Origin of the sequence: Pseudomonas sp. B21-056, from assembly GCF_026016325.1 — a bacterium.
GTDB lineage: Bacteria > Pseudomonadota > Gammaproteobacteria > Pseudomonadales > Pseudomonadaceae > Aquipseudomonas.
In genome coordinates, this window is record NZ_CP087203.1 from 1529934 (window position 1) to 1543756 (window position 13823).

Sequence of the window (13823 nt, forward strand, 5' to 3'; positions counted from 1 at the left end):
ATGAGTTCCTTCCCTGAGAGTCTTGTATCGAAACTTGCGGTTCACTATGGCACCCCTTTGTGGGTGTACGACGGCCAGATGATCCAACAGCGTATCAAGCAGCTGGCTGCTTTCGATACCGTTCGCTTTGCCCAGAAGGCCTGTTCCAATCTCCATATCCTGCGGTTGATGCGCGATGCCGGGGCGGTGGTAGATGCCGTGTCATTGGGTGAGATAGAACGCGCGCTACGTGCAGGATTTGTCAGCAGGGCGTCGTCGGGAGCTGCGCAAGTCGTATTCACTGCCGACGTGTTTGATCAAGCCACATTGCAGCGAGTGGTAGAGGCGCAAGTCGAAGTCAATGTTGGTTCAATCGATATGCTGCGTCAGTTGGGACCGCTTTCACCTGGTCATCGCATATGGCTACGGATCAATCCAGGCTTTGGTCATGGGCACAGTCGTAAGACCAATACCGGCGGCGAAAACAGCAAGCATGGAATATGGCATACGCAGTTAGAGGACGCCCTGACGCTGGTCCGTAAATACGATTTTCATCTTGTCGGTCTGCACATGCACATTGGTTCTGGAGTGGATTACCAGCATTTAAAGCAAGTCTGCAGCACCATGGCAGAACTGATAGCAGGCATGGACCATGATATCGAGGCCATTTCAGCTGGAGGCGGTTTGTCCGTTCCATACCGGGCTGGCGAAAAGCCCGTCGATGCCGACCATTATTTTGCGCAGTGGGATGCCGCCAGGAAGCAAATTGAACGCCATCTAGGTCATCCGGTACGCCTGGAAATCGAGCCAGGGCGCTTTTTGGTTGCTGATGCTGGAGTACTCGTGTCAGAGGTGCGTGCAATCAAGCAGATGGGCAGCAACCACTTCACACTGGTTGATGCGGGTTTCAATGACCTGATGCGTCCATCGCTGTATGGCAGTTATCACGAGATTTCCTTGATTACTTCGCGCGATGAGCCATTACCAATGCGGGCTACCGTGGTGGCGGGTCCGCTTTGCGAGTCCGGTGATGTCTTTACCCAGTCCGATGGCGGGATTGTCGAGTCTCGACTTCTACCCGCTGCCGAGGTAGGAGATTATCTTGTGTTCCATGACACAGGGGCTTATGGCGCTTCCATGTCTTCTAACTACAACAGTCGCACACATGCTGCGGAGGTATTAATGGATGGTGGTGAAGATCGGCTGATCAGGAAGCGTCAGACGTTGAGTACCTTATTGGAGCTCGAAGAGGTCAGCTGAGGGAGCACATCCCGGTTCCCCCGTATGTTTGCTCGATGCTCGCGGGTGGCGGGTGGTCTGTGTGGCTATTCGTGCACTCGATTAACTGTACAGGCCACTAGTAGGGGAACTGGGACATTCCATTCAACCGCGTCCGTACGCGCCGGCAACACATAAATTCCAGACCAAAAAAAACCGGCCACCCAGTGCCGGTTTTTATATCCCCCGTCAAAACCACCACGACGCGAGACCAGAATTCGATTGGAGCGGGTGAAGGGAATCGAACCCTCGTTATCAGCTTGGGAAGCTGGAGTAATGCCATTATACGACACCCGCTCAGAGCGGCTGACTTTGTACCAGATGTGGGCGCGGATTTGAAGTTTTTCTTTACCGACGCTGAGGTTGCCCGTCGACGCAAGCCTCAAACCAGAGCGGTCGTTCGCGAGCAAGCCCCGTTGTCGAGGGGGCGGGGCTTGCTCGCGAGGACGCGGTTTCAGATTGCCAGTGCATGGTAGCCCTGCACCTGGCTGTAGCGTGGTCGGCTTTCGTGGTGGCCCGGTTTGAGGAAGCCCAGCAAGGCGTTGCGGCTGTCCCGGAAGGCGGCCTTGTGCTCCATGTCCAGGAAGTGCCCGGTGGCTTGCAGCGTGCTGAACGTGCTGTGCTGCACATGGGTGGCGAAAAGCCTGGCGTCGGCGGCCGAGGTGTACTCGTCCCATTCACCGTTCAGGAACAGCACCGGCACGTTGATTTTTTTCGCAGCAGTGGCGTAGCAGCCGAGGTCGCTCTGGAGCACCTCGCTGATGTGGAAATGCATCTGCCCGTATTCATGCTCGGCCAGGCTGCTGACGTGGCGATGGTTGAAGCGCTTGAACAGCGGCGGCAGGTGCTTGCCGATGGTGCTGTTGACCAGATGCCCCACACGGTCGCCGTCCAGGTTGCCCAGGTAATCGACACCACGCTCGAGGTAGTCGCGCATCGGCGCATTGAGGATGGGTGAGAACGAGCTGATCACGGCTTTTTCGATACGTCGCGGGCGCTGGGACAACGCGGTCAATGTGGCGGCGCCGCCCCATGAGAACGACAGCACGTGTTCGGCGGCGAAATGGTCGATCAGCTCCAGCAGGATCTGGCCTTCGACTTCCTTCGTCAGCATCTTCTCGTGCCGGTTGTGGGGCTTGGACTTGCCCGCGTAGGGCTGGTCGTACAGCACGACGTTGAATTGCGGATGAAGGTTCTTGACGGTCTGTGCAAACGACGCGGTAGTGGCCAGCGAGCCGTTGACCAGGATGATGGTCTTTTGTGCGGCGTCTGCGCGATAGAACTCCGTGTAAACCCGATACTGACCCTGTATATCCAGCACAGCGATTTCTGGCCTCATGTCATAGACTCCTGGCAAGCGGGTATGCGCGCAATGAGATTGCACGGGCAATGTGACAGGTAGGCATTCGCCTGGAAGATAAGGCCCAAGTCGATCCCAAAAAGACCGGTCGACGGGTGTTGTTATTAAGCGGGCAGTTTGTCGGCGGGCAAGGCGGAACCAGAGGTTCTGGCCGACAAAAAGTTTCTTAGAGGTATGGGGTGACTCATCGGTCACATTTCGGCCGACGGTCTGATTCAAGCAGGGGGATGGCCGTTGCGCAAGTGTCTTTTTGAAAATTGTTCGACACTTCTGCCCGGCGGTCCGTAGCTCAGATCAGGCTGACTTCTTCGGGGGTCAAGGCGCGGTATTGGCCCGGCTCGAGATCGGCGTCCAGCGAAAGCGGCCCCATGCCTTCGCGGTGCAGGCGCAACACTTTGTTATCGAAGTGGCCGAACATGCGTTTGACCTGATGATAGCGCCCCTCAACGATGCTCAGCCGCGCCGAGTTCGGCCCCAGCAGCGTCAACTCCGCGGGCAAGGTGGTGAGGTCTTCGAAAGCGAAGTACAGGCCTCGGGCGAAGGTGACGGCGTATTCGGCAGTAATGATCTGCTCGGTTTCGACGTAGTAGACCTTTGGCAGTTTGGTCTGTGGCTGGGTCAGGCGTCGCGACCAACTGCCGTCATTGGTGATCAGCATCAGCCCGGTGGTGTTGAAGTCCAGGCGTCCGGCGATGTGCAGGTCGTCCTTGTCCGGCTCGTCCAGCCAATCGAGCACGGTGGGATGCTGCGGATCGCGGGTGGCGCTGACGCAGCCGGTGGGTTTGTGCAGCATGAAATACCGCGCCGGTCGGCCTGCCTGCAGCAATTCGTCGTCGACCTCGACGCGACTGAACTCACGGACCTGAGCGTGCGGGTCGCTGACCACCAGACCATCGATTCGCACCCGACGCGCCACCAGCAACAACCGGACCTGTTGGCGATTGAAGCGCGGTAGATTGCTGAGGAAACGGTCGACGCGCATGGGCAATTCAGGCAAGGGAGCGGAGGGCGGGAATCTTACGCGATCGGCTGCTGTCTGGCGCGCAATTGGCTTTCGACTCGGGCGCAGCGTGGGCACAGGCAGGATTGATTGCGCAGTTCGGCTGGCAATGCCTCGAGCACTACCGGGTCGATACTCACACCGTAACACCAGCAGGCTCGGTCGGCTGTGTTCGGGTTGGCCAGGGTGCAGTCATTGGCGCTGCCGCAGGCGGGGCACAAGTCGGGTTTATTCATAACTGGAGTGGGGCATCTCAACGCAGGTTCGGTTGCTTCCGGTTTGTCGGGCACGTTGCAGCGCATGATCGGTCCGCGACAGCAAGCTGTGCAAGGTGTCGTTGTCCTGCAAGGTGGTGAGGCCGATGCTGATAGTCGCCAGCAGTTGCTTCCCACTGCAGAAATAGCGTTGCCTCTCGATGTGCTGACGAATTTTCTCGGCGATTTTCAGACCTGTCTGTCCGTCGGTGTCCTTGAGCAGGACGACAAAGGCGTCGGTACTCCAGCGACACACGATGTCCGAATGTCGCAGGCTATCGGTCAGGTCGCGGGCAAACCCGGTCAACAGTTGATCGCTGGCGATGTGACCATGGGCGGTGTCCAGTCGCTTGAAGTCGTCCAGTTCCAGCAACAATGCGGTCAAGGGTCTGGGCTCGCGCTGAGCCTCATGGAGAGCTTGCACGGCGAGCAGGTCGAAGCCCCGGCGGTTGGGCAGTTCGGTCAGGCTGTCGAGCGTTGCCTGGGCATCGATGCGGCGTTGATAGCTGCTGATGATCCGACACAGCACTAATAGCACCGCCAGCGTGATCAGCAGGCCAATCACAAGATTCAGGTACAGGACCTTGAGCAGGTTGTCCCGTATCGAGGTGTGGGCGACGTAATAGCCCAATAGCGAAATCACCAGAAAGCCCGTACCCAGCAGCACCGCCAGTGCCAGGAGCGGTTTGCGTTGGGAATACAACGGCGAACGAGGCGACATGGCGATTCCCTGAGCGGCGATCGGATGGACTCAGTTTAGTGGCTTGTAGGAAATGGCGACGGGATTTGTGGAGGGGACTCTGTGGCGAGTCCGGGAAACAGGCAAAAGGCTAGATGTTTCAACTTATTGCCAAATCGCACCAGATTCCGTTTTTGTTGTCAGATTAATCGTCAGTCACCGAAAGATGACTGCCGCCCATCAGCGTCGCTGATGCGGCCCATTCGCGGTCCAGGAGGCCGCCATGTATCGACGATTGCTGCTCCTTGCGTTTCTCGGTTTGACTCTTTCGGCCTGCGTGCCTTACTACGACGGAGACTCGAGCTATTACCGTTCCGAGGTCTACACCTCACCGGCGCCGGTCTATTACGGCGGTGGGAGTTATTACTCGGCGCCGCGCTACTATTCGGCACCAAGGTATTACCAAGCGGCGCCGCGCTACTACCAACCCGCTCCCCGCTATTATTCGCCACCGCGGGCAGTCTATCGGTCTTATCCGAGTCGGGGCGGCTGGGACGGCCATGACCGGGGTGGTTGGGGTGGCCGTGACTGGGGCGGCCATGACCGTCGGGGACGGGGCGATCATGATGGACGGGGCAGTCACCGCTGATCTCCAGGTAACTGAAAGCGGCGCATCGAGCGCCGCTTTTTTTCGCCTGCAACAAAATCTGTGGGAGCGAGCAGGCTCGCTCCCACATGGTTTCATCCGGGATTTCTATTCATTGGCCAGATCCGCCAGCGGATGCCGTCCTTCCCAGGCCTTGTGGAAGTGCGCCTCCACTGCCGCTTCAGGCACATGGTTGATGTCCGGCCAGTGCCAGTGAGGTTTCTGGTCCTTGTCGATCAGTCGGGCCCGCACGCCTTCACTGAATTCAGGATGCCGGCAACAATTGAGGCTCAGGGTGTATTCCATGCGAAACACGCCGGCCAACGACAAGTGACGGGCCCGGGCGATCTGCTCCCAGACCAGATGAGCGGTCAGCGGTGAGCCTTCGGTCATGGTCCTGGCGGCCCGGGCGATCAGCGGATCCGCATGGTCGACCAGCAGGCTGAGGGCTTTCCAGGCGCAACGCACGTCGCTGACATCCAGCCATTCGTCGATTTGTCGACGACGTGGGAGCCATTGGGCTTCGGGTAACCGGTCGAGCGCTTCCTGCTGCAAGGCCTTGAGCAGGCTGTTGAGTTGCATGTCGGTCTGTTCCTGCCAGTTGAGCTGCAGCAGGCCCTCGATCAGGTCGTCTTGTTGCTCGTCCAGCAAAAAACGGTCGGCCAGGCCCAGGTCGATGGCATCCCGGGCGTTCATGTGGGCGCCGGTCAGGCCGAGAAACAGCCCGAGCTTGCCCGGCAAGCGTGACAGGAACCAACTGGCGCCGACATCCGGGTACAGGCCGATACTGATTTCCGGCATCGCCAGGCGACTGCTTGGTGTGACGATCCGGGTGCTTGCGCCTTGCAGCAAACCCATGCCGCCGCCGAGCACATAGCCGTGGCCCCAGCACACCAAGGGCTTGGGGTAGGTGTGCAAGTTGAAGTCCAGGCGATATTCCGCCGCAAAGAATTGCGCCGCCAACGCTGGGACTTCGCCGGGATGGGCGCGGCAGGCTTCCACCAGGCTGCGGACTTCGCCTCCCGCGCAGAAGGCCTTGGCGCCGTTGCCTCGCAGTAATACACAAACCACTTGCGGTTCCCGGGCCCAGGCATCGAGACGTTCGCGCAACGCGTTGATCATCGGCAGGGACAAGGCGTTCAAGGATTTTTCGGCGTCCAGGGTGGCAATGCCGATACGGGCCCCAGTGATGCCCGTGAGTTCTTCGAAGTGCAGATTCATCGTGACCTCGATCAGAAATTGAATGTTCAGTATGAACGCTGCGTGGGAAAGTGCCGGTTCTGCGTCAGATCAATTGACAAGCCATGTAGGCTTTCCTAGGGTGCGCCCATTGTTTTTACCGGGTGCAATCATGACTGCTGACGACCGTATCAAACTCGAACCGAGCTGGAAGCAGGCGCTGCGTGCCGAGTTCGACCAGCCCTACATGGCAGAGTTGCGCGAATTCCTGCGCCAGGAATACGCCGCCGGCAAGGAGATTTACCCACCGGCCTCGCTGATTTTCAACGCCCTCAACTCCACGCCGCTGGACAAGGTCAAGGTGGTGATCCTGGGGCAAGACCCATATCACGGCCCGGGCCAGGCCCATGGCCTGTGCTTTTCGGTGCAGCCGGGCGTACCGGCGCCGCCGTCGCTGGTGAATATCTTCAAGGAATTGAAGCGCGACCTGAACATCGACATCCCCAACCACGGCTACCTGCAAAGCTGGGCCGATCAGGGTGTGTTGCTGCTCAATACCACCATGACCGTGGAACGTGCCAATGCCAACGCTCATGCAGGCAAGGGCTGGCAACATTTTACCGACCGGGTCATCGAGGTGGTCAGCGCGCATCAACCGAATCTGGTGTTCCTGCTGTGGGGCGCTCATGCCCAGAGCAAGCAGAAGCTGATCGACGCCACCAAACACCTGGTGCTGACCTCGGTCCACCCATCGCCGCTGTCGGCTTATCGTGGCTTCCTGGGGTGCGGGCATTTTGGCCGGACGAACAAGTTTCTCGAGCAGCATGGCGAGGCGCCGATCGATTGGCGGTTGCCGCCGGTTTAAATGTTCGGCAATGCGGGCCTCATCGCGAGCAGGCTCGCTCCCACAGAGGATCTGCGGTGCAGGCACGGATCAATGTGGGAGCGAGCCTGCTCGCGATGAGGGCGACACGAACGATCAGGCGGAACCCGGTCGTCGCATCCAATACCTGAACAACGGCTCCGCCAGAAACAACACGAACAACAGCCGCATCACCTGCAACGCCGTCACCAGCGGCACCGACAGTTGCAGCGTCTCCGCCGTCAGGCTCATTTCTGCGATGCCGCCGGGCATCATGCCGAGGGTCAGTGAGCGCAGGTCCAGATGGGTCAGCGTGCTCAGGCCCAGGGCCGCGAGGGTGGCGATCAGCATCGTCAACACCGTGCCGATCAGGGTGCGCCCCATGAACGAGGGCGCCCGGCGAAAGAACTGCCGGTTGAAGTGACAACCCAAGCCGCTGCCGATCAGCCACTGGCCGATCTGGCTGCCGCCGTTGGGCAGGCCGATGTGCAGGTCCCAACCGATACTGACCGCCGCACTCACCAGCAGCGGCCCGAACAACCACGGGTTGGGTTGACGCAGGCGCTCCCAGATCCAGGCGAGCAGGGCGCCCGCCGGGAACAACAGCGCCAGCCACAGCCAGTCCACAGTGGTGGCGTGCTGCACCGGGGCGCCTTCGCCCAGCAGGTATTTGAACGCCGCCGGCACACACAGCACGACCACCAGCACCCGCAGGCTCTGGCCCGCGGCGACACGGCTGAGATCCGCGCCGTTCCGAGCGCCAAGGTTGACCATTTCGCCGGAACCGCCCGGCATGCTGGAGAAGAAAGCGGTGGCGCGGTCTTCGCCGGTGCGGCGCATCAGCCACACACTGACCACGCTGGACACGCTGGTGATCAGCGCGCCGAAGAAGATCAGGCCGAAGTGGCCCAGGACCTGTTCCATCACCACGGGGGTGAAGTGCAGGCCGATGCCGATGCCCACCACCCATTGGCCGCATTTACGGCCGCCGGGGATTTCCATCAGTTGCCACGGGGTCAGGCAGCGCACCAGGATGATCGCCAGCAACGAGCCGACCATCCAGGGCAAAGGCCAGCCGATCAGGCTGGCCAGATAACCGCCGGCCAGGCCGACCAGCGGTGTTCCCCACCATTGTCTGAAGGTCGTTTCAGACATCGGCCACGGCGCGTCGTTGGGCTGCGCGGCGACGCCAGATCCGCAGCAGTGGCATGAACAGCATGATCGCCGTCAGGATCCAGCAGCCAAAGGTGATCGGGCTCGACCAGAGGATTTCCAGTGCGCCGTTGGAGATCGACAACGCACGCCGCAGGTTCTGCTCCATCAGGCCGCCGAGGATGAAACCCAGCAGCACCGGCGACAACGGAAAGTCCAGCTTGCGCAGGATGTAGCCGAAGATGCCGATACCGATCATCAGGAACAGGTCGAACGTGGTGGCGTGCACCGCGTAGACACCGATGCCGGTGATGATGGCGATGACCGGCACCAGCGCCCAGTTCGGCACGGCCAGGATGCGGGTGAAGACGCGGATCATCGGGATGTTGAGGATCACCAGCATGACGTTGGCGATGAACAGGGAGGCGATCAGGCCCCAGACGATGTCCGGCTGTTGTTGGAACAACAGTGGGCCCGGGGTGATGTTGTACAGCGACAGCGCGCCGATCATCACCGCCGTGGTGCCCGAGCCGGGAACGCCGAGGGTCAGCATCGGCACCAGCGCACCACAGGCTGCGCCACCGATGGCGGTTTCCGGGGCGGCTAGGCCGCGCTTGTCGCCCTGGCCGAAGGTGCCGCTGGCACCGGCCATGCGTTTCTCGGTCATGTAGGCCACGGCACTGGCCAGGGTTGCTCCGGCACCTGGCAACACGCCCATGATGAAACCGAGCAGGCCGCAACGCAGGTTCACGACGAACACCGACGCGGCTTCCTTGAAGTTGAACATCATCCGCCCGGTGGCTTTCACCGCTTCCTGGCCGCGATGGGTTTTTTCCAGCAGCAACAGGATTTCGCTGATGGAGAACAGGCCCAGCACCAGCACGACGAACTGGATGCCGTCGGTCAAGTGGATGTTGTCACCGGTGAAGCGGTACACGCCGCTGTTGGCGTCGATCCCCACAGACGACAGGAATAACCCGATCAACGCCGCGATGAACGTCTTCAGCGGGCGGTCGCCGGCCATGCCGCCGAGGCAGACAATGGCGAATACCATCAGGACGAAATATTCCGCCGGCCCGAAGGCAATCGCCCATTTGGCCAGCAGCGGAGCGAATAGCACCATGCCGCACGTGGCAATGAACGCACCGATGAACGAACTCCACGCCGATAACGACAGCGCCACCCCGGCCAGGCCCTGGCGGGCCATCGGGTAGCCGTCGAGGGTTGTCATCACGGTGGAGGCTTCCCCCGGGATGTTGAGCAGGATCGAACTGATGCGCCCGCCGTATTCGCAACCCAGGTACACCGCTGCCAACAGGATCAGCGCCGATTCCGGCGGCAGGCCCAGGGCGAAGGCGATCGGGATCAGCAACGCCACGCCGTTGATCGGACCGAGGCCGGGCAGCAGGCCGACCACGGTGCCGATCAGGGTGCCGGTCAGAGCTGTGACGAGGTTATAAGGCGTCAGCGCGACACCGAAACCCTGGCCGAGATAATTCAGGGTATCCATATCAATTCTCCAGGACGTCGAGCAGGCCCAGGGGCAGCGGCACGTCCATCAGCTTGTCGAACAACAGATAAAGACCGATGGCCATCAGGCTGATGATCACCACGCTCGGCACCCAGCGACCGCCATACAGGCGCGCCATCGGCACCCCGATCAGGATGCTGGAGACGATGAAGCCCAGGGGCTCGAAGGTTCCGGCGAATACCAGCAACAGCGCGACGCAGATGCCGATCTTCTGCAAGGTTTCACGGTCCAGTTGCGGATCGTCTTCGCTGTGCACGATGGGGGCCGGGCGGAACACCATGTACAGCAGCGCCAGGCCCATCAGACCCAGCATCAGCAAGGGAAAGGCCCGTGGGCCGACCGGTTCGTAGGAAAAAGCGGCCTGGTAAGGCCAGGCCATCAGTGCCAGGCCGATACAGACCAGCAACAACACCGCGGCAAAAATACGTTGGAGGGTGAGCATGACTAACTCCTGGGCAGCGCCGGGGGAGCCGACGCCGCCGCGCGAACAGAGACGGTTACTGGATCAGGCCGAACTCTTTGGCCAACACCTTGTAGTCGGCTACTTGCTTCTTCACGTAGGTGTCCAGTTCCGGGCCGGTCATGGCGAACGGGAACAGTTCGCGCTGGTCACGTAGCTTGGCGAACTCTTCGGAAGCCAGCAGTTTGTCGAACGCGTCTTTCCACCAGGCGTAGTCTTCGTCGCTGACTTTCGGCCCGAGGTAGAAACCGCGTACCACCGGCCAGACGATGTCGTAGCCTTGTTCCTTGGCGGTCGGGATATCTTTCATTTCCGGCTCGTCGAGGCGCTTCTCGGCGAACACGGCCAGCAGGCGCATGTCGCCGCTCTGAATGTGGGGCATGGAGTCGGAGATGTCGGTACTGCCGACCTGGATGTGGCCGCCGAGCAGGGCGGTAGCGATTTCACCGCCGCCTTCGAGGGCCACGTAGCGCAGGTCACGGGGGTTGATGCCGGCGGCTTTGGCGATGAGTGCGGTTTGCATCCAGTCCTGGCTGCCGACGGTGCCGCCGGAGCCGATCACCACCGAACCAGGATCTTTCTTCAGGGCCTGTACCAGATCGTCCAGGGTCTTGTAGGGCGAGTCGCTCTTCACTGCAATGGCGCCATAGCTGGTGCCAACGGCGGCCAGCCAGCGCACGGCGCTCTCATCGAAACGACCGAACTTGCCCTGGGCCAGGTTCAACAGCGAACCACTGGACCAGGCCACCAGCGTACCGGCATCGGCGGGGCGTTGGGCGACCACCGCGTTGTAGGCCACCGCGCCGACGCCGCCCGGCATGTAGGTAACGCGCATCGGCTTGGTCAGCAGCTTTTCGTTGACCAGCGCGCTTTGCGCCAGTTTGCAGGTCAGGTCGAAACCGCCACCAGGGGAGGCCGGGGCAATGCATTCGGGGCGCTTCGGTTCGGCGAGCAACTGCCCGGCGAATATCAGGCAGCCAGCGGCCAGGGCTACTTTACGCAGTGAAAGGCTCATACTTGTCTCCACAGGAGTTGTTGTTGTGTGTATTGCAAATGCAAGAGGCCAGACCGGGGAACGGCCTGATGGAAGCGGGAGGGGTGGGCAGGCATCGTGGCCTGGAGCTGTATGGACAGCATGGTGGATACTCCGCTTTATTCTTATTCTTACGAAAACGCTTCGAGGCGTTTTTCATTCGCGAGGGGTTTCGCGACCGACAGTCAAAACTGTCCGTGAGAGGACTCTAATAGCCCAACCTTTCGCTAACCTTTCAAAAGCTTTCAGGATGTTTTCAGGCTTCACAGCAGCGGATGCGGCTGTAAACTCCGCGCCAGTGAATGGCGCCGACCGTTCCTGAATCGAGGAAAAACCCATGCGTGTTCTGCTCGTCGAAGACCATCTGCAGCTCGCCGAAAGCGTCGCCCAAGCGCTCAAGAGCACTGGTTTGACTGTGGACGTGTTGCACGACGGCGTGGCCGCCGACCTGGCATTGAGCAGCGAGGAATACGCCGTGGCGGTACTCGACGTCGGGTTGCCGCGCATGGACGGTTTTGAAGTGCTGGCGCGCCTGCGGGCGCGGGGCAAGACCTTGCCGGTGTTGATGCTGACCGCTCGCAGCGACGTCAAGGACCGGGTGCATGGCCTCAACCTGGGGGCCGACGATTACCTGGCCAAGCCCTTCGAACTCACCGAGCTGGAAGCCCGGGTCAAGGCGCTGTTGCGGCGCAGTGTACTGGGCGGCGAACGCCAGCAGCGCTGTGGCGGGCTGATCTATGACCTGGACACCCGGCGCTTTACCCTCGACGACGAACTGTTGACCCTGACGTCCCGCGAGCAAGCCGTGCTGGAGGCGTTGATCGCGCGGCCGGGGCGGGTGATGAGCAAGGAGCAACTCGCCGCCCAGGTGTTCGGCCTGGATGAAGAAGCCAGTCCCGATGCGATTGAAATCTACGTCCATCGCCTGCGCAAGAAACTCGATGGGCACGCCGTGGCAATCGTGACGTTCAGGGGCTTGGGTTATCTGCTGGAAACCCGCGATGCATAGACCCGACAGCCTGCGCTGGCGACTGCTGCGCAACCTGGCGCTGCTGCTGGTGGTGCTGATGCTGGCCAGCGGCCTGAGCGCCTACTGGAACGGTCGTGAAGCCGCGGATACGGCTTATGACCGGACCTTGCTGGCCTCAGCCCGGACCATCGCCGCCGGCCTGTCGCAACGCGACGGCAGCCTCAGCGCGGATGTGCCCTACGTGGCCCTGGACACCTTCGCCTATGACAGCGCCGGGCGCATCTATTACCAGGTCAATGACATCAACAAGAAGCTGATCTCCGGCTACGAGAACCTCCCCGGCCCGCCACCCGGCACGCCGCGTACGGACGACTATCCAGCCCTGGCGCGCTTCTACAATGCCCGTTATCAGGGCCAGGATGTGCGGGTGGTAAGCCTGCTCAAGGCCGTGAGCGAGCCGAACATGAATGGCATGGCGGAAATCCGTGTGGCGGAAACCGAAGAGGCTCGCGTCAGCATGGCCCGCAGCCTGATGGCCGACACGCTGTTGCGCCTGGGCATGCTGGCGGTGGGCGCACTGCTGTTGGTGTGGTTCGCGGTCAGCGCGGCGTTGCGTCCATTGGAGCGCTTGCGTACGGCGGTGGAGGAGCGTCAATCGGACGATCTGCGGCCGTTGCCGCTGGTGGAAGTGCAGCACGAGTTATGGCCGCTGGTGCGAGCCCTCAACCACTTTACCGAGCGTTTGCGCGGGCAGTTCGAGCGCCAGGCGCAGTTCATCGCCGACGCCGCCCATGAACTGCGCACGCCCCTGGCTGCGCTCAAGGCGCGGCTTGAGCTGGGGCTGCGCGCCAGCGAACCGACGACCTGGCGGGAAACACTGGAGACTGCGGCCCAGGGCACCGATCGGTTGACGCATCTGGCCAACCAGTTGCTGTCCATGGCACGGGTGGAAAACGGTGCGCGGGCGATTGCCGAGGGGGGCGCGCAGTTGCTGGACCTCAGTCAGTTGGCCCGTGAGCTGGGTATGGCGATGGCGCCGCTGGCCCATGCGCGAGGCGTGGCATTGGCCCTTGAAGCCGACGAGCCGGTGTGGCTGCGAGGTGAACCGACCCTGTTGAATGAGCTGTTGAGCAACCTGGTGGACAATGCCCTGGCCCATACGCCCTCGGGCGGCAACGTGATTCTGCGGGTCGCCGCACCTGCGGTGCTGGAGGTCGAGGACGATGGTCCCGGCATTCCGTTGCACGAGCGTGACCGTGTCTTCGAACGCTTCTACCGACGCAACCAGCAGGTTGCAGGTTCTGGCCTGGGCTTGGCCATCGTCGGAGAAATCTGCCGCGCCCATCTGGCGCAGATCAGCCTGCATGACGGGCAAGAAGGTGGGTTGAAGGTGCGGGTGAGTTTTATCCCAGGCTCAGACTGACTCTGAGGCGAACCCGG

General features: G+C 61.2%; 13 protein-coding genes, 1 tRNA gene and 1 pseudogene. 5 read left to right on the top strand and 10 right to left on the bottom strand.

What is annotated here, in order from left to right; translation table 11 throughout:
• A complete protein-coding gene (lysA, locus tag LOY67_RS06830; RefSeq protein ID WP_265066507.1) occupies window positions 1–1239 on the top strand; it encodes a diaminopimelate decarboxylase in 1239 nt (412 codons plus the stop codon).
• A gap of 241 nt (window positions 1240–1480) precedes the next feature.
• Here the strand turns inward: lysA and LOY67_RS06835 are convergent.
• The 5 genes and pseudogenes from LOY67_RS06835 to LOY67_RS06855 all read right to left on the bottom strand — a co-directional run.
• A tRNA-Gly gene (locus LOY67_RS06835) sits at window positions 1481–1554 on the bottom strand.
• A gap of 157 nt (window positions 1555–1711) precedes the next feature.
• Complete coding sequence (locus LOY67_RS06840; protein ID WP_265066508.1) at window positions 1712–2596, bottom strand: alpha/beta fold hydrolase; 885 nt, start codon at window positions 2594–2596, stop codon at window positions 1712–1714.
• Between the two features lie 310 nt (window positions 2597–2906).
• Window positions 2907–3599 carry a pseudouridine synthase gene (locus tag LOY67_RS06845; protein WP_265066509.1) on the bottom strand — a complete coding sequence of 231 codons (693 nt, stop codon included), beginning with the start codon at window positions 3597–3599 and terminating at the stop codon, window positions 2907–2909.
• A gap of 35 nt (window positions 3600–3634) precedes the next feature.
• Window positions 3635–3853, bottom strand: coding sequence for a cysteine-rich CWC family protein (locus LOY67_RS06850; protein WP_265066510.1), 219 nt, complete (start codon window positions 3851–3853; stop codon window positions 3635–3637).
• A pseudogene (locus LOY67_RS06855) lies at window positions 3846–4451 on the bottom strand (GGDEF domain-containing protein); the annotation flags it as partial. The gene LOY67_RS06850 and the pseudogene LOY67_RS06855, both read right to left, overlap by 8 nt.
• Before the next feature lie 382 nt (window positions 4452–4833).
• Here LOY67_RS06855 and LOY67_RS06860 point away from each other — a divergent pair.
• Window positions 4834–5199 (top strand): hypothetical protein, encoded by a 366-nt coding sequence (locus LOY67_RS06860; RefSeq protein WP_265066511.1) that lies wholly within the window; start codon window positions 4834–4836, stop codon window positions 5197–5199.
• Between the two features lie 105 nt (window positions 5200–5304).
• On the opposite strand, the gene LOY67_RS06865 is transcribed toward LOY67_RS06860, so the two are convergent.
• The gene (locus LOY67_RS06865; protein ID WP_265066512.1) at window positions 5305–6417 is read right to left on the bottom strand and encodes an enoyl-CoA hydratase/isomerase family protein; all 1113 of its coding nucleotides are present in this window, start codon (window positions 6415–6417) and stop codon (window positions 5305–5307) included.
• 127 nt (window positions 6418–6544) lie between these two features.
• On the opposite strand from LOY67_RS06865, the gene ung reads away from it, so the two are divergent.
• On the top strand, window positions 6545–7240 hold the full coding sequence (gene ung / locus LOY67_RS06870) for a uracil-DNA glycosylase (RefSeq protein ID WP_265067710.1): 696 nt from the start codon (window positions 6545–6547) through the stop codon (window positions 7238–7240).
• Window positions 7241–7354: 114 nt separating this feature from the next.
• Here ung and LOY67_RS06875 read toward each other — a convergent pair whose 3' ends face one another.
• From LOY67_RS06875 to LOY67_RS06890, 4 genes are read right to left on the bottom strand one after another with little or no spacing between them, the layout of a single operon-like run.
• Entirely contained in the window at window positions 7355–8392 is a 1038-nt protein-coding gene (locus tag LOY67_RS06875) for an AbrB family transcriptional regulator (RefSeq protein WP_265066513.1), read from the bottom strand.
• A complete protein-coding gene (locus LOY67_RS06880) occupies window positions 8385–9899 on the bottom strand; it encodes a tripartite tricarboxylate transporter permease (RefSeq protein ID WP_265066514.1) in 1515 nt (504 codons plus the stop codon). The genes LOY67_RS06875 and LOY67_RS06880 overlap by 8 nt, the downstream gene beginning before the upstream one ends.
• Before the next feature lies 1 nt (window position 9900).
• A complete protein-coding gene (locus LOY67_RS06885) occupies window positions 9901–10362 on the bottom strand; it encodes a tripartite tricarboxylate transporter TctB family protein (protein WP_265066515.1) in 462 nt (153 codons plus the stop codon).
• 55 nt (window positions 10363–10417) lie between these two features.
• A complete protein-coding gene (locus LOY67_RS06890) occupies window positions 10418–11395 on the bottom strand; it encodes a Bug family tripartite tricarboxylate transporter substrate binding protein (protein WP_265066516.1) in 978 nt (325 codons plus the stop codon).
• Between the two features lie 355 nt (window positions 11396–11750).
• On the opposite strand from LOY67_RS06890, the gene LOY67_RS06895 reads away from it, so the two are divergent.
• Both LOY67_RS06895 and LOY67_RS06900 read left to right on the top strand, forming a co-directional pair.
• Entirely contained in the window at window positions 11751–12422 is a 672-nt protein-coding gene (locus LOY67_RS06895) for a response regulator (protein WP_041020823.1), read from the top strand.
• A complete protein-coding gene (locus LOY67_RS06900) occupies window positions 12415–13806 on the top strand; it encodes a sensor histidine kinase (RefSeq protein WP_265066517.1) in 1392 nt (463 codons plus the stop codon). Before LOY67_RS06895 ends, LOY67_RS06900 begins: the two co-directional genes overlap by 8 nt.
• Window positions 13807–13823 lie beyond the last annotated feature (17 nt).